Below are 19101 nucleotides of genomic sequence, written 5' to 3' on the forward strand. Positions count from 1 at the left end.
CCCCGGTCGCTTCGCTCCTGCCCGCCGCCACTATCCCCCGGTCGCTTCGCTCCTGCCGGTGAAGCGAATAATGTCGACCTGTGCCCTCATCCGACGGAAACACCGCGTCCGAGTGGGTGGCCACCGGTTCGGTGACCGTGCGGGTGCCGGGCAAGGTGAACCTCTTCCTGGGCGTCGGCGACCTGCGCGATGACCGGTACCACGAGCTGACCACCCTGTTCCATGCCGTGTCGCTGTTCGACGAGGTGACGGTGCGCAATGCCGACGCGCTGTCGGTCCGGATGTCGGGTGACGGGGTGGCCGGCCTGCCCACCGACGACCGCAACCTGGCCTGGCGGGCCGCCGAGCTGCTGGCCGATCATGTCGGGCGGGTGCCCGATGTGGCGATCTCGATCGCCAAGTCGATCCCGGTCGCCGGCGGCATGGCCGGTGGCAGCGCCGACGCGGCCGCGGTGCTGGTCGCGATGAATACGCTCTGGGAACTGGGGGTGGCCCGCCGGGATCTGCACACGCTGGCCGCGAGGCTGGGCAGCGATGTGCCGTTCGCGTTGCACGGCGGGACGGCACTGGGCACCGGCCGCGGTGAGCAATTGGCCACGGTGCTGGCGCGCAGCACGTTCCACTGGGTGCTGGCCTTTGCCGACAAGGGGCTTTCGACGCCCGCGGTGTTCGGTGAGATCGACCGGCTTCGCGGTATCCCGGACCGGGACGGGCCGCCCCGGCTCGGCGATGTCGAGCCCGTACTGGAAGCGCTGGCTTCCGGCGACCCGCGCGCACTTGCGGCGGAGCTGGGCAACGACCTACAGGTCGCCGCGCTGAGCCTGCGCCCGGATCTGCGCCGCACCCTGCGGGCCGGAGCCGAGGCGGGAGCGCTGGCCGGCATCGTCTCCGGTTCCGGTCCGACCTGCGCGTTCCTGTGCGAATCGGGGGACGCGGCCGTCGAGATCGGTGCCGCATTGTCCGGTGCCGGGGTCTGTCGCACGGTGCGGGCGGCCAGTGGGCCGGTCCCGGGTGCCCGGGTGATCGCCGAGGTATGAGGTCTTCGCGCGACCGATGCGGCGCGACCGCCAGGTGTGACCCCCGCCTCAATTCTCGCGAGAGTTTGGCAGTTACTTAAGGGTCTCTTAAGATGGCATCCGGTGGAAACTAGCGCCCATCCGGTCGTTCCTCACGCGACAGAGCCGTTCGGAGGAACTGGATTAGCTGGACCATCACCGTTTTGAGACACAACTGCTTCCCAATTGTGTGCGCGCGCCTCTCGAAAGCTGCGTGCTAGCAGGCGGAATATAGGGAAACGTGCAATGACACTGGGGTCGACGTCGCCGGCGACGCGCCCTCAGACATTCAGGAGGTTGCCGTGAGCCGATTTACCGACAAGATGTACCGCAGTGCCCGGGAGAGCAAGCGCGGCATGGTGACCGGTGAGCCCTACGAGCCCGTCCGCCACACCTGGGGTGAAGTGCACGAGCGCGCCCGCCGTATCGCCGGTGGCCTCGCGGCCGCGGGCATCGGCCCCGGCGACTCCGTCGGTGTCCTGGCCGGCTTCCCCGTCGAGATCGCTCCTACCGCCCAGGGCGTGTGGATGCGCGGCGGCAGCCTCACGATGTTGCACCAGCCCACCCCGCGCACCGACCTCGCCGTCTGGGCCGAGGACACCATGACCGTCATCGGGATGATCGAGCTGAAGGCCGTCATCATCTCCGAGCCCTTCGTCGTCGCCATCCCGGTGCTGGAGGAAAAGGGCATCAAGGTGCTCAAGGTGGCCGATCTGCTGGCCGCCGAGCCGATCGATCCGGTCGAGACCGACGAAGACGACCTGGCCCTGATGCAGCTGACGTCCGGCTCCACGGGTTCCCCCAAGGCGGTGCAGATCACGCACCGCAACATCTTCTCCAACGCCGAGGCCATGTTCATCGGCGCCGAATACGACGTCGACAAGGACGTCATGGTCAGCTGGCTGCCCTGTTTCCACGACATGGGCATGGTCGGCTTCCTCACCATCCCGATGTACTTCGGCGCCGAGCTGGTCAAGGTCACGCCGATGGACTTCCTGCGCGACACCCTGCTGTGGGCGCGCCTGATCGACAAGTACAAGGGCACCATGACGGCTGCCCCGAACTTCGCGTACGCACTGTTCGCCAAGCGACTGCGCCGCCAGGCCAAGCCGGGTGAGTTCGACCTGTCCACCCTGCGCTTCGCGCTCTCGGGCGCCGAGCCCGTCGAACCTGCCGATGTCGAGGATCTGATCGACGCCGGAAAGCCGTTCGGCCTGAACCCGGGCGCGATCCTGCCGGCCTACGGCATGGCCGAGACCTGCCTGGCGGTGTCCTTCTCGCCGTGCAACGCCGGTCTGGTCGTCGACGAGGTCGACGCCGACCTGCTGGCCGCGCTGCGCCGCGCCGTGCCCGCCAGCAAGGGCAACACCCGCCGGTTGGCCTCGCTCGGCCCGCTGCTGACGGATCTGGAGGCCCGCGTGGTCGACGAGGACGGGGCGGTGCTGCCGACCCGCGGTGTCGGCGTCATCCAGCTGCGCGGTGAATCGGTGACCCCGGGCTACATCACCATGGCCGGCTTCCTGCCGACCCAGGATGAGCAGGGCTGGTACGACACCGGTGACCTCGGGTACATCACCGACGAGGGCACCATCGTGGTGTGCGGCCGTGTCAAGGACGTCATCATCATGGCCGGGCGCAACATCTACCCGACGGATATCGAGCGTGCCGCCGGGCGCGTCGAGGGTGTGCGGCCCGGTTGCGCCGTCGCGGTGCGCCTGGACGCCGGGCACTCCCGCGAGACCTTCGCCGTCGCCGTCGAGTCCAACGCCTACAAGGATCCGGTCGAGGTGCGCCGGATCGAGCACCAGGTCGCGCACGAGGTGGTGACCGAGGTGGACGTCCGCCCGCGCAACGTCGTCGTGCTGGGCCCCGGCACCATCCCGAAGACACCGTCGGGCAAGTTGCGCCGGGCCAACTCGGTAGCCCTGGTCACCGGCTAGGTTTCTCCGCGAACAGACACAGAGTCCCGCATTCCCAGAAGGAAATGCGGGACTCTGTGTCTGTTCGGCCGGCCTCAGCCTGGCTGGAAGTAGGGCGCCGTCGCCGTTGCCTTCCGGGTGAGGTCGACGAACATCGGCTCGTATCCGGCATCGGCGTTGACAGCGGACCAGAGTCTGCCGCGGCCCGCCGCGCAGATCGGCAGCAGCGAAGGATCGTCCACCACCGACATGAGGGTGTCGAAGTCCTCGGCCGAGGCGCGCAGCGGCCGCGGATTGGAAGTGTCGAGAGCCCGCTTCACCACCGCGGCCATCGGTCCGACTTGGAACAGGCGCAATGCGGTCGCATAGTCGCCGCCCAGGATGTCAGTGAGATCCAGAGCTTCCCGCAGGCCTACTTCGGCGGCCATGACGAAGGCATTGGTGATCAGTTTGTACATCACCCCCGACCCGAATGAGCCGACCGATTCGACGTGGCCGAGCACCGACAGCAGGGGTGTGGCGCGACGCACGGCTTCCGCTGAGCCGCCCAGAAGGAAGGTGATCGCCTTGTCGTGTGCGTAGCGGACGCCGCCGACGATGGGGGCATCGGCAAGCAGGATGCGGCTGCCGGCCCGCCGTTGCAGTTCCTGGATGACCTCGGGCGTGGTGGTGGAACCGATGACCAGCAGGCCGGCGGGGCGCAGGCCTGCGAGGATTCCCTGCGGGCCGTAGTGGGCAGTGGGAATGTCCTCGGACATCACCAGGCTCAGGACGGTGTCGGCGGCTGCGGCGGCCGCGGCCGCCGAGACGGCCGGATCAGCGCCGGCCTCTGCCGCGGCCTGCAACCGCAGCGGGTCGCTGTCGTAGGCGGTGACGTCGAATCCGGCGTCGAGCAGATGCGGCAGCATGGCAGAACCCATGTCCCCGATGCCGACCAGGCCGACTGTACTCATGGTCCTCCCGTTCCAAATCGAGGCGGTATTCGTTCAAGCGCTGTGTATCTCGGCGACGTAGCCGCCGGGGAACTGCAGAATGGCGCTGTGGGATTCGCCGCGCGGCGGCGCCAACATGACCGCACCGGCGGACTGCGCTTTGGCGATGGTCGAGCCGACGTCGGGCACGCCGTAGCCGGTGGTGTCATGGCCGTAGGGGTAGGGCAGCTGCCCATCGGTGACCAGCACCGTGGTGTTGCCCGACTGTCCGCTCAGGTGGATTCGGCGAAACGTTGTTCCCGGCCGCCCGACAAGTGCACCGTCGGCGGCGGGATCATCGGAATCTATTGTCGCTCCGCCAAATTGGCGGTACGCATGAAGGAATGGGTCCACCGCGTCGGCGCCCAGGTAGATCCGGCTGTCCGGAACCGTACGCAGCGGAGGGTAGGACGGCGCCGTGGTGTGCCAGTAGAGCTGCACATTGACTCCGCCGGGGAACTGGACGACGGTGTCCCGTCCGATCGGATCGGCGAAGGGTGCCACGACCACGGTGGCTCCTGCGGCGCGTGCCTGGGCCAGTCCGGCATCGAGGTCTGCCATCAGCCAGCCGCCGCGCTCGGTGCCGAACGGGTAGGGGATGGGCGTGAGGTATCCGAAAACGGACAGCGTGCCGACCGGAGAGAGAATGAGCTGGGACCTGGTGGTGCTGGGCGTGGGCGTGACATGCGTCGTGGTGGCTGCCGTGGTCGTCCCGCCGAACGTCGCGGTCCAGCTTCGGACGAAGGCGTCGAACTGGCCGGGATCGACGTAGACGTGCGCTGAATCATATTGTGTGCCAACACTTTGAATGCCGGCAGCGCTCGGCGGCGGCGATGGCGATGTGGTGGTGGTGGTCGTCGTGGCGCATCCTGCCGCGACCGTGATGAGCGCGGCGGTCAGGATCGGACCGACCCGACCAAGCGCACGTTCAGCGAACCGCATGGGCATTCTCGACAGCGACTGCCTCATCGAGCCAATCGTCGAAACGCTGCCATCCGACGTGACGGAACTCCCGGTGTAACGATGTCGGGTTCGCCGCATACCCGCGCTCGGCGAGAAAGGTGAACATCGCCCGCATATCGTCGTTGGCGATGGTGGCCGGGTCGGCGGTGACCAACTCGATCGGTCTACCGAACTTCCGCTGTAGCGCATGTGCCATCTGGGTGGGTGTCAGCTGGTCGGAGGCAAGGTCGATGCGCAGGCCGGTGAACGCGGCGGGCTGGTCGAAGAGGGTGGCGACGAAGCGGCCCAGGTCCCGGCGCGCGAGCTGCTGCAACGGAATATCGGGCGGTAACGGCATGTCGAGGATGCCCGCCCGGAGCGCGTCCAGTCCGCCGAGCAGATTGTCGAAGAAGTAGGTGGGGCCGACCACGGTGTGGGCCAGCCCGGTGTCCGTGAGCGCGGCCTCGATGACGGCCTTGCTCTGGAAATGCGGAACACCGGAGTCCTGGTCGGCGCCGGCCACCGACGAGTACACCAGGTAGGGCACGCGCGCACGCTGGGCGGCCGCGATGATGTGCAAGCCCTGTTCGACCTCGGCGTGTGGGCCGTCCTCGAACGGCGTCGTCACCGCGAAAACCCCACTGACATCCTCGAATGCAGCGGTCAGCGCTTCTTCGTCGGCCAGATCCGCGCCCACGACGGTGACGTTCTCCGCGACAATGGCTTGTGCACGTGGTGACCGCGGGTCGCGCGTGACGGCACGAACGCTGCGCCGGCGTTCTGTCAGTGCGGTGAGTACCGCGCTTCCCTGGCCGCCCGTCGCGCCGATGACCGCGACAGGGGCAACGTGGTGGGTGTCGCCGCTCACGATACGTCGCGCTTCAAGGCGTAGGTGCGCGTGTCACCGGCGTGCGCGTCGGTCAACGTCCGACTCGGTGCCCGGAACACCTCCCCGACCTCGAGTTCGTCAAAGGTGCGTGCGGGCACGATGGCATACGCGGTCGGGTCGAACGGTCCCACCTCGGTCATGGCTGTTTCGTGGCTCCCTCGTTGTCGGCGAGCACCGAGTCTCGCACACTTCGTTGATCCGATTGATAGATAAATCGGTGATAAGTAATCTGTTTCAGATATGGAATTGCGGCAGCTCACCTATGCGGTCGCCGTCGCGGACGCCGGGTCTTTCACTGCCGCCGCGCGGCGCTGCCACGTATCGCAATCCGCTCTCAGCACCCAGGTCGCGCAGCTCGAAAACGAACTGGGTACCCGGCTTTTTGCGCGTACCACTCGCCAGGTGTCGCTGACCGAGGCTGGTCGCCTGTTCATTCCCGCGGCCCGCCGGCTCCTGGTCGACACTGCTGGGCTGCGCGAACTGGTCGCTGACCATCTGGCGGTGGCTCAGGGCACCCTGCGAGTGGGGGCGACGCAGACGGCAACCCGGGTGCTCGACCTTCCCGCCGTATTGGCCCAGGTGCGGCGCCGACAGCCGGCGGTGCGGATCACCATCACGGCTGGGCCCAGCAGCGAACTGATCGACGCCGTGTTGGCGGGCACGGTGGATGTGGCGCTGACCAGTCGGTTACCTGGACCACCGCACGGCGGCGTGGTTTTTCGCGCTCTTGCGCCGCCGGAGCCGGTCGTGGCCATAGTGCCCTCCAGCCGTTTGACGGTCGGCCAGCAATCCATATCGTTGGCCGAACTCGCAGCGAGCGGTCCGTTCGTCGAATTCGCCGCCGGAAGCCAGCTTCGGACGCTGACCGACAATGCCTTTCGCGAGGCAGGCTTGCACCGCGACATCATCTTCGAACTGGGCCACATCGACGATATTGCGCGCACCGCGATCGCGGGATTGGGGTGCGCTCTGGTTCCCCGGATCTTCACCCGCGGACTGAAATCCGGGGAAGCGGACGTGCTGCGCCTCTCCGATCCCGTCCCGAGCCTCACCGTGGGGGCCTACACCCGAACCAACGATCCAGGACCGCTGATCCGCACTGCACTCGATCTCTTCGGCGCAGCCGCACGAAAACACCGCGGATAGCGGGGACGCGGCCTGGCCGGCCTTCGGGTGAGGGCCGGCGGACGGGTGTGAAACCGGCGTTGTCCGTCTGAGTATAGTTCTCTATACTCAGAGCGATGACGGACAAACTGCCCCCGCGCCTGGCCGACCATCCCACGGTGCGGGCGGTCCGCAGCCGCACCCCCGCGTCGGCGCCACCGGTGATCGACGCCGACTGGCTGCGCCGGATCTGCCTGGAGGCCGGAGCCGACGATGTCGCGTTCGCGTCCTTCGACGATCCGGCGCTGGCGTCGGAACGCGAGCACGCCGAGACCGCCCTGCCCGGGGTGCGCAGCTATATCTCGCTGGTGGTCAAGATGAACCGCGACAACGTCCGCTCGTCCGAGCGCAGCGTGGCAAACCAGGAGTTCCACCGCAGCGGGGAGATCATCAACGAAGCCGCCCACCACGTCACCCGCGCCCTTCAGGACACCGGGTACCGGGTGATCAACCCGTCGGCGACGTTCCCGATGGAGATGGACAAGTTCCCCGGACGGATCTGGGTGATCGCGCACAAGCCGGTGGCCGTGGCCGCGGGCCTCGGTGTGATGGGCATCCACCGCAACGTCATTCACCCGAAGTTCGGCAACTTCATCATCCTGGCCACCCTGCTGGTCGGCGCGCCCATCTCTGAATATGGTGAGCCACTGGATTATTCGCCGTGCCTGGAATGCAAGCTGTGCGTGGCGGCCTGCCCGGTCGGGGCGATCGGCAAGGACGGTGAATTCGACTTCGTGGCGTGCTCGGTGCACAACTACCGCGAGTTCATGGGAGGTTTCACGGATTGGGCGCAGACCATCGCCGACAGCGCTGACGCCGACGACTTCCGTTCCCGGGTGAGTGATTCGGAGAACGCGTCGATGTGGCAGAGCCTGTCGTTCAAGGCCAACTACAAGGCCGCCTACTGCCTTGCGGTCTGCCCCGCGGGTGAGGATGTGATCGAGCCCTACCTGGACAACCGCAAGGGCTTCATGGATCTGGTGCTCAAGCCGCTGCAGGACAAAAAGGAGACGCTCTACGTGCTGCCGAACTCCGCGGCCAAGGCGCACGCCGAGAAGCGTTATCCGCACAAGACGGTGAAGGTCGTCGACAGCGGAATCCGCGGGCGCTGATCGGTAGGCTGGTTCGATGAACCGGCGCCTACACGTGTTGTTCGGCTGGATCGCGGTGTGCGGGGCGGCGCTATCCATGATCACCGTACTGGCACTGGACGCCGTCCTCGGCGGAGAACCGTTGCGCGGCCGGGCATTGCGGCGCGCCACCATTTCCGAGTATGTGTTCACCGCCGGTGGCTGGCTTTTCGTGACCGCGGTGCTGGCGCTCGCGGCAGGGTCGGTGCTCCTGCTGGCCGGCCTGATCCACGCCGGACGGGTGCGGGCGCTGTCGGCCGGCTCGGTGCTGTTGGCGTTGTGGGTGATCGGCCTGCTCGGCGTCGTCGCGTTCCCCAAACACAACTGGGCGCTCGGTCCCAGCGCCAGCGGTACCGTGCACCGGGTCGCGACGCTGGTGGCGTTCGTCGCGTTGCCGGTCGCGATCCTGGTGATCGCGCGCGGCCGGGACGCACAGGCCAGGACGGCGCGCTGGCTGGCCTGGGGATCGATCGGGTGGTTGGGCGTGCTGTTCGGCGCGATCGCCGTGGGTGCGGTGACCGGCGCTTCCTGGTGGCGGATCATTCCGCTCGGCCTGGTCGAGCGCGGCATCGCGGGATTCGAGGTGGCCGCGGTGATAGCGCTGGGCCTTTGGCTGATCCGGGGTGAAGCTCAAGGGGTCATTCAGGCCAAATTGTCGTAGACACCCCACACCGCGGCCTCGTGCTGGGCGCCGGTGAGGTCACGCTCGGCCGACGCCAAAGCGGTGGCATGGGATTTCAGCTTCGCGAACAGTTCGGCGTTCTGAGGATCGTCGGTCCCGGCCGTCTGCAGCACCGTTAGCGTGCGGACCTCGCGCCGGAACTGGTCGACCAGCGCCATCGACACCGCGCCCGCCGACAGCGCCGCGAAGCCCGAGACGATCAGCGCAGCAACGGTTCCGGCCGTCGGCAGGAGCGTCACCTCCAGCGCCAACCACAGGGCCAGACCCCAGGTCGGCCAGGCCCGCCAGATCCGCAGCAGGCGGCGCTGGCCGGTGGACAAGCCGGGCGGGAACACCACCAGGCGATAACGGGTGACGCCGTAGCGGGTGGGCGAGATGATCAGCGATCCCCAGCTGCGGTCACCGTCGATCAACCGGTGCCAACGGGTGCTCTGCGCGGTGGTGCTCATGGCTACCGGTCTACGCCCGAAACGGCACGTCGACCGGGTCGTGTACGCGATCTTTACGGTCCGCGGGTCGATCTTGACGGCGAAAATGCGTTCGCCCCATGTCGGGGTGCCTCGCTACGGTTGACCCATGACCGCACCGGCCATCGAGGCGCTCGAGCTCGTCAAACATTTCGGGGACAACGCAGCGGTCGACGGCGTGAGTTTCGCGGTGCCCCAGGGCGCGGTGCTCGGGCTACTCGGACCCAACGGAGCCGGCAAGACCACCACGGTGCGAATGATGACCACCCTGTCGCAACCCACCAGCGGCACCGCACGGGTCGCCGGGTACGACGTGCGGACCCAGCCCGACATGGTGCGCCGCCACATGGGACTCACCGGCCAAGCCGCCACCGTCGACGAACTGCTGACCGGCCGGGAGAACATCCGGATGATCGGCGGGCTGTACGGCATCGGGCGCAAGCATCTCAAGACGCTGGGGGACCGGTTACTCGAGCAGTTCGATCTGGTGGCCGCCGGCGACCGTCCGGTGCGGTCGTACTCCGGCGGGATGCGCCGGCGGCTCGATCTTGCGGTCAGCCTGATCGCCGCGCCGCCGGTGCTGTTCCTGGACGAGCCGACCACCGGACTGGACCCGCGCAGCCGCAGCGAGCTGTGGGAGGTGCTGCGGGAGCTCGTCGCCGGCGGCACCACGTTGCTGCTCACCACGCAGTATCTGGAAGAGGCCGACCAGCTCGCCGACGATATCGTCGTCATCGACCACGGCCGGATCATCGCCGAAGGCACGCCGCTGCAACTCAAACAGCAGGCCGGCAACGCGAGTCTGGTGGTGACGGTGTCGCATGGCGCGGACGTGCCCGCGGCGCGCGAACTGCTGGCCCGTTCGGGTGTGGAGGTTCATGTCGACATCGGCGCCTGCCAGCTCACCGCTGCGGCAGGCGGTATCGCCGACCTGACCCGGGTGGCGAATTGGCTGCAGGACAGCGGTATCGAGGTCGACGACATCGGGTTGTCCCGGCCCAGCCTCGATGATGTGTTCTTGTCACTGACCGGGCACCGCGCCGAGACCGCCGAGGAGACGCAGGCATGACCGCCGTATCCGAGACGACCACCGCGCGCCCGGCGGTGCGGCCCACGAATATCGCCCAGCAGTCGTGGATCATGGTCAAACGCAACCTGATCCACACCAAACGGATGCCCGAGATGCTCAGCGACGTGACGGTGCAGCCGATCATGTTCGTGCTGCTGTTCGCGTTCGTGTTCGGCGCGTCGATCGCGACCAGAGGCGGGGCGTCCTACCGGGAGTTCCTGTTGCCGGGCATCCAGGCGCAGACCATCGTGTTCACTGCGTTCGTGGTGGCGTCCGGGATCACTGCCGACGCCGAGAAGGGTGTCATCGACCGGTTCCGGTCGCTGCCCATCCGGCGGTCCTCGGTGCTCATCGGGCGCAGCATCGCCAGCCTCATCCACTCGTCGATCGGCATCGTGGTGATGGCCGTCACCGGGCTGTGCATCGGCTGGCGCATCCGCGGCGGCGTCGGCGACGCGGTCCTCGCGTTCGCGCTGATCCTGGTGTTCGGCTTCGGGATGATCTGGTTCGGCATCCTGGTGGGCTCCCTGATGCGCTCGGTCGAGGCGGTCAACGGGGTGATGTTCACCGTGCTGTTCCCGATCACGTTCCTGGCCAACACCTTCGCGCCCACCGAGCCGATGCCGCGCTGGCTGCGGGTGGCCGCGGAGTGGAACCCGGTGTCGTCGCTGGCGCAGGCGATGCGGGAGCTGTGGGGCAACGGCCCGGCCGCGCCGCCCGACGCTCAGTTGCCGCTGCATCACCCCGTACTGGCCACCGTGCTGTGGTCAGTGGCGATGACGGCGCTGATCGCACCGTTCGCGCTGCGGGCGTATGCGCGCAGGACGTCGGACTGAGCGCTCGCGAGCGTGCGCGGAATGCCAACTGAAGCGGCGTGTCGGTGTGCAAACACGCGCGCTCGCGGGGGTGAGTGGAATCAGGTCCAGGCGTGCACGGTGTTCTGCGCGGCCTCGACGCCGACCTTCAAGAGCAACTCCGTCGCATCGGCGGCGTTCTCGCACAGCAGCGGAACCTCGGGCCGCTCGACGGAATTGAACGTCTCCAACACGAAGGCCGCGGGGTCCTTGCGGCCGGGCGGGCGCCCGACGCCGATACGCACCCGCTGAAAATCCTTGGTGCCCAATGCGGCCGCCACCGACCGCAGGCCGTTGTGGCCGCCTTCGCCGCCGCCGAGCTTGAGCCGGATCCGGCCGAAGTCGATATCCAGCTCGTCGTGCAACACCACGACATCACCGGGCGGCACGGAGTAGAACTTGGCCAACGGCCCGACCTGGCGACCGGACTCGTTCATGTACACCCGGGGCTTGGCCAGCACCACGGGCCGGTCTCCCAACCGGCCCGTGGCGACGTCAGCTCCGGACTTCTTGTGCAGCTTGAATGCCGAGCCGAGCCGATCGGCCAGGATGTCGGCCACCAGGAACCCGATGTTGTGCCGGGTCTTGGCGTAGTTGGGCCCGGGGTTGCCGAGCCCAACCACCAGAAGCGGCTCGGCCATGAAAACTATTCGGCAGCTTCGGTTTCGGTGGGCTGCGCGGCAGCCTCGGCGGCCGGGGCGGCCTCGCCGCCACCTTCGGAATCGAGATCCTCGGCGGTCGGCGCGGTCACCACGTTGACCACCAGGGTGTCGGGGTCGACGATCAGGCTGACGCCCGCGGGCAGGTCGATCTGGCCGGCGGTGATCTGGGTGCCTGCCTGGGCGCCCTCGACCGACACGGTCAGCTGCTCGGGGATCGACATCGCCTCGGCCTCGATCTGGATGGTGTTGGCTTCCTGAGCGATCAGGGTGCCCGGCACCGCGTCACCCTCGACGATGACGGCCACGTCGACGGTCACCTTCTCGCCGCGGCGCACGACAAGCAGGTCGGCGTGCACGATGTTGCGGCGGATCGGGTGGATGACGATGGACTTGGTCAGCGCCAGCTGCTCGGTGCCCGCGATATCCAGGGTCAGGATGGCGTTGGTGCCCGCGTGGCGCAGCACGGCCGCGAAGTCGCGGGCGTTGAGCTCGAGGTGCTGGGGATCGGTGCCGTGGCCGTACAGCACGGTGGGCACGTTGCCGTCGCGGCGGGCCTGGCGCGAGGCGCCCTTCCCGGTGCGGGTGCGCACCTGCGCGGTCAGCTTATTGGGGGCGGCGTTCTTGGCCATATGTCGTCTCTCCTGTAACCGGTTCACACACGGCCAGGGTCCAACTGAATGGTTTCCCGTCGATAACGGTGATCCCCTGATTGACAGGATGTAGACCAACCCTCGCCGTGACGTCAGCAAGAGTAGCCGACAACGCGCTCAGATCCGAAATTCGGTGCCGGTGAGCAGCGCAGACAACTCCCACAGACCCTCGGCGGTGCGTACCGAGCGGGCCAGCGGACTGCGCGGACCGGGCCCCGTCGGGCCCCGCATGCCGAACCGCGGACCGATGAAACTGTCCCCCGGCACATCCTGGGACGCCGCGAACAGCGTCTGCCGCGCCCCGAAGTCCGCGTCGGTGGCGATTCGGTTGGCCGCCAGCCACACCTTGGTGCCGACCGCGTTGCCGGTCTGGCCCTGCAGGTTGGTGGCCGAGTAGCCGGGATGGGCGGCGATCGCCCGCACCGACGAACCGGCCGCGGTGAGCCGGCGCTGCAAGGCACTGGTGAACAACAGATTGGCCAGCTTGGACTGACCGTAGGCCGGCCAGGCCAGATACGGCCGGGACTTCCAGTTCAGGTCCTTGAGGTTGATCCACCCGATCAGATGCATCAACGAGGCGACCGTCACCACCCGGTCGGTGATCTTGGGCAGCAGCAGATTCGTCAGCGCGAAGTGCCCGAGGTGGTTGGTGCCGATCTGGCTCTCGAACCCATCGGCGGTCAGCGCATACGGCACCGCCATGATCCCGGCGTTGTTCACCAGCACGTCCACGCCGTCGACACCGGCCGCGAACTCGCGGACCGAGGCCAGACTCTGCAGATCCAGCTCGGCGACGGTGACGTCGCCGGTCATCTGCGCGGCAGCGGCGTTGCCCTTGTCCGGGTTGCGCACCGCCAGCGTCACCGATGCCCCGGCGCGGGCCAGCTCACGGGCAGTGACCAAACCCAGACCGCTGTTGGCGCCGGTGACGATGACGCGGCGCCCGGCGAACGAGGGAAGATCGGCAGCAGTCCAGCTCATAGGTCCCAATCATGCTCCTGCCGGCCGGACCTACCTACTTGGCCGCGACCTTGAATCCCGAGATGATGCCCTCGATGTCCTTGCCGTCCTTCTGTGCGTCCTCGGCGTAGCTGGTGATGGTCAGCTGGATCAGGTAACGCTGCCCGGTCGCCCCTGCCGAACCGCTCCCTCCGGTCGCCCCTGCCGAACCGCTCCCTCCGGTCGCGATCACAATCCGGTTGTAGCTCTGCATCCGCCGCCCGTTGAGGTCATAGGTGCCCTCCACCATCGACGACGGGAAACCGCGGAAATTGTCGGCCGACCCGTTGAGCTTGGTGAAGCCCTGGGACAGCTGCGCGTCGGCGTCGGCGTGTTTGAGCGCCTCGGCGGTGTCGAAATTCCCGGCCAGCTTGAACACCATCAGCATCGCCGTCGGATAGGTGTCGCCCTTGGCGATCACCCGGGTGCCGGGCGAGAGGTTGATATTGCTGTACGCCTGCCAGCCAGCGGGCCTGGGCAGGTCCACCGTCAGGTCGGTCAGCTTCTCCGGCGCGATCGGATCGCCGGTGACGCCGACACTTTCCAGATACTGCGAAATCGGCACCGGCTTCTGCGCGGGGCCGGACGCGGCACCGGAGGTGGTCGTCGTCGTGGTGGTCCAGATCGACTGGTAGTCCGGGGTGTCATCGCCGCAGCCGGCCAGCACGACGGCCAACACGGCGGCGGAGGCCGCCAGCGCAGCGCGCGATCTCACAAGATTTCGCGAACGCGATCGATCGGACGGGCCAACCGGGTGCCCTTGTCGGTGACCACCAGGGGCCGCTCGATCAGGATCGGATGTTCGGCGAGAGCATCGAGCAGTTCGTCGTCCGTCGCGTCGGCCAGCCCGAGCTCGGCGTACAGCGCCTCGCGCTTGCGGGCCGCCTCCCGCACCGGGATACCCGCGTCGGCGATCAACCGGACCAGCTCGGCCCGGGTCGGCGGCGTCTTCAGATACAGCACGATCTCCGGTTCGATACCGGACTCCCGCAACAGCTCCAGCGTCTTGCGGGAGGTCGAGCACTTCGGGTTGTGGTAGATCTTGCTCACAATTACGCGGACCCGTCGAAAAGTCCCGTCACCGAACCGTTTTCGAACACCGCGCGGATGGTGCTGGCCAGCAGCGGTGCGATGGAGAGCACCGTCAGCTGCGGGAACTGCTTGTCCTCGGTGATCGGCAGCGTGTTGGTGACGATCACCTCGCGGGCACCCGAGTCGGCCAGCCGCTGTGCGGCGGGGTCGGACAGCACGCCGTGCGTGGCGGCCACGATGACATCGGTGGCGCCGTCCTCGAGCAGCAGTCGCACCGCGCCGGCGATGGTGCCACCGGTGTCGATCATGTCGTCGGTCAGGATGCAGGTCTTGCCCCTCACCTCGCCGACCACGCGGTTGGACTTCACCTGGTTGGGCACCAACGGGTCCCGAGTCTTGTGGATGAAGGCCAGCGGGACGCCGCCAAGGGAGTCGGCCCACTTCTCGGCGACGCGCACCCGGCCCGAGTCGGGCGAGACGACCACCTTGTCGGCGTCGCGGTATTTGTCGGCGATGTACCCGCACAGCAGCGACTGCCCGCGCATGTGGTCCACCGGTCCGTCGAAGAAGCCCTGGATCTGATCGGTGTGCAGATCCACCGTCACGATGCGGTCCGCGCCTGCGGTCTTGTAGAGGTCGGCCACCAAACGCGCGGAGATGGGCTCGCGGCCGCGGTGCTTCTTGTCCTGGCGCGCGTACGGATAGAACGGCAGGATCGCGGTGATGCGCTTGGCGCTGCCGCGCTTGAGCGCGTCGATCATGATCAGCTGTTCCATCAGCCACTGGTTCAGCGGCGCGGGATGGCTCTGCAGGACGAAGGCGTCGCAACCGCGCACAGACTCGTCGAACCGGACGAAGATCTCGCCGTTCGCGAAGTCCCGCGCGGTCTGCGCGGTGACGGGTACGTCGAGTTCCTTGGCCACTTGCTCGGCCAGCTCGGGATGAGCCCGGCCCGAGAAGAGCATCAGGTTTTTGGGATTGTCGGTCCAGTCGTGGCTCACTGTTGTGCCTTCGCCGGTCGGGGTCGAATACGCGCCAATCGTACGTAGCATTTCCGGACGGTCGTGGCCGGGTTACCAGATTGCCAACGGGAGGGCCCGGATCACTCGGTGTCGGCCCCGGCTTCGCGGGCCGCCGCCGCCGCCTCGGAGTCGGGCCGCTTGCGCAGCACCCAGCCCTCGATATTGCGCTGCGGACCGGCCGAAACGGCCAGCGCGCCGGGTGGCACATCCTCGCGCAGCACGGTCCCGGCGCCGGTATAGGCGCCGTCGCCGACGGTGACCGGTGCGACGAACATGGTGTCCGAGCCGGTGCGCACATGCGAGCCGACGGTGGTGCGGCGTTTGGACTCGCCGTCGTAGTTCACGAATACACTCGAGGCCCCGATGTTGCTGTGGTCGCCGATGTCGGCGTCGCCGACGTAGGTCAGGTGCGGGACCTTGGTGGCGGTGCCGATCACCGCGTTCTTGGTTTCGACGAACGCGCCGAGCTTGCCGGCCGCACCCAGCCGGGTTCCCGGCCGCAGATAGGTGAACGGGCCGACGGTCGCCCCGTCGCCGATCACCGACAGTTCGCCGTGGGTGCGGATGACCGAGGCGCCGTCGCCCACCTCCATGGAGGTCAGGGTGCTGTCCGGTCCGATGGTGCAGTTGGCGCCGATCGAGGTCACCCCGAGCAGCTGGGTGCCCGGGGCGATGACGGTGTCGGGACCGATCTCCACGTCGGTGTCGATCCAGGTGGTGGCCGGGTCGGTGATGGTCACTCCGGCGCGCTGGTGCCGTTGCACGATGCGCCGGTTGAGCTCGGCGCCCAGCGCGGCCAGTTGCACGCGGTCGTTGACCCCGGCCACCAGCGCGGTGTCGGCGACGTGCTGTGCCCGCACCGGCAGGCCGTCGCCGCGGACCAGGGCGATGGCGTCGGTGAGGTACAGCTCCCGCTGGGCGTTGTCGGAGCGCAGCCGGCTCAGCGCGGACCGCAGCGCGGCGGCGTCGAACGCGTACACCCCCGAGTTGACCTCGCCGATGGCGCGCTGGCGGTCGTCGGCATCGGCCTGCTCGACGATCGCGAGAACGGCGCCCGCATCGTCGCGCATGATGCGCCCGTACCCGGTCGGGTCCGGCAAGGTGGTGGTGAGGATCGTCGCGCCGCCGCCGTCGTGCGTGTCCACCAGCGCGGTGAGTGTCGCGCCGTCCAGCAGCGGTACGTCACCGGAGGTGACCAGCACGGTGCCGGCGAAATCGTCGGGCAGGCCGGACAGGCCGACGCCGACGGCATGGCCGGTGCCCAGCTGCTCCTCCTGCACGGCGGTGACGATCGGCCGGCCGGTCCGCTGCGCGATCCGTTCGACCTCGGTGCTGACCGGTTCGCGGCCGTGGCCCACGACGACCACGATGTGGCTGGGTTCCAGCGGGGTGACGGCGAGCAACGCATGGGCGAGCAGGCTGCGTCCGCCCAGCGGATGGAGCACCTTGGGGGTGGTCGACCGCATCCGGGTGCCTGCCCCGGCGGCCATGACGACGACGGCGATTTCGGTGGTGGCCAAGATTCTTCTCCTCCGGCGAGCGACCTCCCCCGCAAGCGGGAGGTACCCCCAGCATGCGGGGTGTCACGTCGTCAACGCTGCCTGGTCGGGGACGCGCGCGGTATGAGATTGCTCCGTCGCCAGGACTCGAACCTGAACTATCTGAACCAAAATCAGAGGTGCTGCCGATTACACCACGACGGACCGATCAACCCGAGACTCTAGTCCAACGCACTAGTCTGCTCACTGTGGCAGCACCTGAGAAGGAAGCCCGCATCCCGCGTGCCCGGATGACCGGCACCGAACGTCGTCAGCAACTCATCGAGATCGCCAAGTCGTTGTTCGCCGACCGCGGGTATGACGGCACCTCCATCGAGGAGATCGCTCAGCGCGCCAACGTTTCCAAACCCGTCGTGTACGAGCATTTCGGCGGCAAGGAAGGGCTGTACGCGGTGGTGGTCGACCGCGAGATGTCGGCGCTGCTGGACGGCATCACCTCGTCGCTGACCAACAACCGCTCCCGGGTGCGGGTGGAGCGGGTGGCGCTGGCGCTGCTCACCTACGTCGAGGAGCGCACCGACGGGTTCCGCATCCTGATCCGCGACTCACCGGCGGCCATCACCTCGGGCACCTACTCCACGCTGCTCAACGACGCCGTCAGCCAGGTGGCCTCGATCCTGGCCGGTGACTTCTCCCGGCGCGGCCTGGATCCCGACCTGGCCCCGCTGTACGCCCAGGCGCTGGTCGGTTCGGTGTCGATGACCGCGCAGTGGTGGCTCGACGTGCGCGAGCCCAGTAAGGAAGTGGTGGCCGCGCACCTGGTCAACCTGATGTGGAACGGGCTCACGCATCTGGAGGCCGATCCCGCCCTGGAAGCCGACTAGCTAGCTCACCTCGCGGGACAGCAGGTCCGCGACGGTCTCGCGGCGCACCGACAGATGTGCCCGCCCATCGCGCACCACCACGATCGGTGGGCGCGCCACCAGCGCGTCGCCCGCGGTGGCGGGGCCGGTCGTGCCGCTGACGGCCAGTAGATCGCCGGGGTGCAGATCGGTGGGCAGGGTGGCTTGTGCACAGACCACCGCGCCGCACCGGGCGGCCACCGTGACCGCCCGGGACGGCCCGAGCGGATGGCGGTTGGCCACTGCCACGGCCCCGGTGCCGGTGCCGTCCACCGTGACGACACCGTCGTGCACCGCCACCACCCGCGCGCAGCTCACCACGGCCCTGGCGGTGATGGCGTGTCCCGGTTCGACGACGACGACCGGACGCGGGAAGCGTTCCGCCGCGCACGCCTCGTCGAGGGCGATGTCGATGATCTCGTCGAGTTCGGTGAGGTCGCGTTCGGCCGGCTCGTCGCCGATGTTGAGTTCGCACAGCGTGACGGCGTGCCGGCCGCGGATATCGGCCAGCTCTGCCACGGCCTGCCCGATATCGCCCACCCCGCAGCACAGCCCGGCCGGCCGGAGCATCGGCTGATGCAGCACCCGGCCGACCAGTTCGGCCGAGCCGATCAGTACCGGCTGGGGCCTGTTCAGTTGGGAGGCCAGCAGCGCGACCTCGGTGCCGGACCCGATCACCATGCGGCCCACCCCGGCCGTGGCCCGAAGATCGGCGGTGGTCTGGGCGCAGCCGTGCGCGACGATGCGGCCCGGATCCACACCGCCGGCCAGGCCGACCGCCAGCTCGGCCGGGGTGCGCACCGCCAGCCCGGCTCCTTCGTCGGCCACCCACCGGGCCACCTCGCGGGTCAGCAGGGCGCGACCGGCGTACACGGTGCGCCGCTGCGGCAGCAGCACCCGGTGCCGGCGCAACCGGTACCGGAATTCGGCCTCGTCCAGCACCAGCACCGGGGAGCCGAACTGGTCGGCGATCTCGGTCAGCGGGACACCGCCGACGCAGAGCCGGCCGTCGACGTCGACCTGCGCGGTGACCGGCCACACCGAGGGGTCGATCCGCTGAGGGGCTGCCCGGCGAAGCGAGTGCACCGCATCGAGAAGTGTCATGACCCCACGGTGCGCGGGCCCGCGGGTCGGTCGCCACGATCTTGACGGCCTATTGACACCGGCGTACCAATTCTTGACGCCGTTCGGTC

At 68.2% G+C, this 19101-nt stretch carries 21 protein-coding genes and 1 tRNA gene; 8 read left to right on the forward strand and 14 right to left on the reverse strand.

The window, feature by feature from the left end; all coding sequences use genetic code 11:
- The first annotated feature begins 80 nt into the window (after positions 1 to 80).
- Both ACXPWS_RS05515 and ACXPWS_RS05520 read left to right on the forward strand, forming a co-directional pair.
- On the forward strand, positions 81 to 1037 hold the full coding sequence (locus tag ACXPWS_RS05515) for a 4-(cytidine 5'-diphospho)-2-C-methyl-D-erythritol kinase (protein WP_458711478.1): 957 nt from the start codon (positions 81 to 83) through the stop codon (positions 1035 to 1037).
- A gap of 320 nt (positions 1038 to 1357) precedes the next feature.
- On the forward strand, positions 1358 to 2995 hold the full coding sequence (locus tag ACXPWS_RS05520) for a fatty acyl-AMP ligase (RefSeq protein ID WP_458711479.1): 1638 nt from the start codon (positions 1358 to 1360) through the stop codon (positions 2993 to 2995).
- A gap of 74 nt (positions 2996 to 3069) precedes the next feature.
- On the opposite strand, the gene ACXPWS_RS05525 is transcribed toward ACXPWS_RS05520, so the two are convergent.
- From ACXPWS_RS05525 to ACXPWS_RS05540, 4 genes are read right to left on the reverse strand one after another with little or no spacing between them, the layout of a single operon-like run.
- Positions 3070 to 3927, reverse strand: a complete 858-nt coding sequence (locus tag ACXPWS_RS05525; protein ID WP_458711480.1) for an NAD(P)-binding domain-containing protein — start codon at positions 3925 to 3927, stop codon at positions 3070 to 3072.
- A gap of 33 nt (positions 3928 to 3960) precedes the next feature.
- Positions 3961 to 4887: a VOC family protein gene (locus ACXPWS_RS05530; RefSeq protein ID WP_458711481.1), complete on the reverse strand. Its 927-nt coding sequence runs from the start codon at positions 4885 to 4887 to the stop codon at positions 3961 to 3963.
- On the reverse strand, positions 4874 to 5755 hold the full coding sequence (locus ACXPWS_RS05535; protein WP_458711482.1) for an NmrA/HSCARG family protein: 882 nt from the start codon (positions 5753 to 5755) through the stop codon (positions 4874 to 4876). Before ACXPWS_RS05535 ends, ACXPWS_RS05530 begins: the two co-directional genes overlap by 14 nt.
- Entirely contained in the window at positions 5752 to 5916 is a 165-nt protein-coding gene (locus ACXPWS_RS05540; protein ID WP_458711483.1) for a hypothetical protein, read from the reverse strand. Before ACXPWS_RS05540 ends, ACXPWS_RS05535 begins: the two co-directional genes overlap by 4 nt.
- A gap of 106 nt (positions 5917 to 6022) precedes the next feature.
- Between ACXPWS_RS05540 and ACXPWS_RS05545 the strand changes: the two genes are divergently transcribed.
- The 3 genes from ACXPWS_RS05545 (at position 6023) to ACXPWS_RS05555 (ending at position 8731) form a co-directional block, all read left to right on the forward strand.
- On the forward strand, positions 6023 to 6922 hold the full coding sequence (locus ACXPWS_RS05545; protein ID WP_458711484.1) for a LysR family transcriptional regulator: 900 nt from the start codon (positions 6023 to 6025) through the stop codon (positions 6920 to 6922).
- Between the two features lie 95 nt (positions 6923 to 7017).
- Positions 7018 to 8052 (forward strand): 4Fe-4S binding protein, encoded by a 1035-nt coding sequence (locus ACXPWS_RS05550; protein ID WP_458711485.1) that lies wholly within the window; start codon positions 7018 to 7020, stop codon positions 8050 to 8052.
- A 16-nt stretch (positions 8053 to 8068) separates the two neighbouring features.
- Positions 8069 to 8731, forward strand: a complete 663-nt coding sequence (locus tag ACXPWS_RS05555) for a DUF998 domain-containing protein (protein ID WP_458711486.1) — start codon at positions 8069 to 8071, stop codon at positions 8729 to 8731.
- Here ACXPWS_RS05555 and ACXPWS_RS05560 read toward each other — a convergent pair.
- On the reverse strand, positions 8713 to 9201 hold the full coding sequence (locus tag ACXPWS_RS05560; RefSeq protein ID WP_458711487.1) for a DUF6611 family protein: 489 nt from the start codon (positions 9199 to 9201) through the stop codon (positions 8713 to 8715). The two genes, ACXPWS_RS05555 and ACXPWS_RS05560, sit on opposite strands and share 19 nt — an antisense overlap.
- A 127-nt stretch (positions 9202 to 9328) precedes the next feature.
- On the opposite strand from ACXPWS_RS05560, the gene ACXPWS_RS05565 reads away from it, so the two are divergent.
- Together ACXPWS_RS05565 and ACXPWS_RS05570 are read left to right on the forward strand one after the other, a co-directional pair.
- The gene (locus ACXPWS_RS05565; protein ID WP_458711488.1) at positions 9329 to 10288 is read left to right on the forward strand and encodes an ATP-binding cassette domain-containing protein; all 960 of its coding nucleotides are present in this window, start codon (positions 9329 to 9331) and stop codon (positions 10286 to 10288) included.
- On the forward strand, positions 10285 to 11124 hold the full coding sequence (locus tag ACXPWS_RS05570; RefSeq protein WP_458711489.1) for an ABC transporter permease: 840 nt from the start codon (positions 10285 to 10287) through the stop codon (positions 11122 to 11124). Before ACXPWS_RS05565 ends, ACXPWS_RS05570 begins: the two co-directional genes overlap by 4 nt.
- 80 nt (positions 11125 to 11204) lie before the next feature.
- On the opposite strand, the gene pth is transcribed toward ACXPWS_RS05570, so the two are convergent.
- The 8 genes from pth to ACXPWS_RS05610 form a co-directional block, all read right to left on the reverse strand.
- A complete protein-coding gene (gene pth, locus ACXPWS_RS05575) occupies positions 11205 to 11783 on the reverse strand; it encodes an aminoacyl-tRNA hydrolase (RefSeq protein ID WP_458711490.1) in 579 nt (192 codons plus the stop codon).
- A 5-nt stretch (positions 11784 to 11788) separates the two neighbouring features.
- Positions 11789 to 12433, reverse strand: coding sequence for a 50S ribosomal protein L25/general stress protein Ctc (locus ACXPWS_RS05580; RefSeq protein WP_458711491.1), 645 nt, complete (start codon positions 12431 to 12433; stop codon positions 11789 to 11791).
- 138 nt (positions 12434 to 12571) lie between these two features.
- Positions 12572 to 13435: an oxidoreductase gene (locus ACXPWS_RS05585; protein WP_458711492.1), complete on the reverse strand. Its 864-nt coding sequence runs from the start codon at positions 13433 to 13435 to the stop codon at positions 12572 to 12574.
- 34 nt (positions 13436 to 13469) lie between these two features.
- The gene (locus ACXPWS_RS05590) at positions 13470 to 14168 is read right to left on the reverse strand and encodes an LpqN/LpqT family lipoprotein (protein ID WP_458711493.1); all 699 of its coding nucleotides are present in this window, start codon (positions 14166 to 14168) and stop codon (positions 13470 to 13472) included.
- Positions 14165 to 14506: an arsenate reductase (glutaredoxin) gene (arsC, locus tag ACXPWS_RS05595; protein ID WP_458713420.1), complete on the reverse strand. Its 342-nt coding sequence runs from the start codon at positions 14504 to 14506 to the stop codon at positions 14165 to 14167. Before arsC ends, ACXPWS_RS05590 begins: the two co-directional genes overlap by 4 nt.
- On the reverse strand, positions 14506 to 15486 hold the full coding sequence (locus ACXPWS_RS05600; protein ID WP_458711494.1) for a ribose-phosphate diphosphokinase: 981 nt from the start codon (positions 15484 to 15486) through the stop codon (positions 14506 to 14508). Before ACXPWS_RS05600 ends, arsC begins: the two co-directional genes overlap by 1 nt.
- A gap of 101 nt (positions 15487 to 15587) precedes the next feature.
- Positions 15588 to 16997, reverse strand: coding sequence for a bifunctional UDP-N-acetylglucosamine diphosphorylase/glucosamine-1-phosphate N-acetyltransferase GlmU (gene glmU, locus ACXPWS_RS05605; protein WP_458713421.1), 1410 nt, complete (start codon positions 16995 to 16997; stop codon positions 15588 to 15590).
- 141 nt (positions 16998 to 17138) lie between these two features.
- Positions 17139 to 17210 (reverse strand) — tRNA-Gln (locus tag ACXPWS_RS05610).
- Positions 17211 to 17296: 86 nt separating this feature from the next.
- Here ACXPWS_RS05610 and ACXPWS_RS05615 point away from each other — a divergent pair.
- Entirely contained in the window at positions 17297 to 17890 is a 594-nt protein-coding gene (locus ACXPWS_RS05615) for a TetR/AcrR family transcriptional regulator (protein WP_458713422.1), read from the forward strand.
- On the opposite strand, the gene ACXPWS_RS05620 is transcribed toward ACXPWS_RS05615, so the two are convergent.
- Entirely contained in the window at positions 17891 to 19012 is a 1122-nt protein-coding gene (locus ACXPWS_RS05620) for a diaminopimelate decarboxylase family protein (RefSeq protein WP_458711495.1), read from the reverse strand.
- Between the last annotated feature and the right edge of the window lie 89 nt (positions 19013 to 19101).

It is taken from the genome of Mycobacterium sp. BMJ-28 (assembly GCF_054404835.1).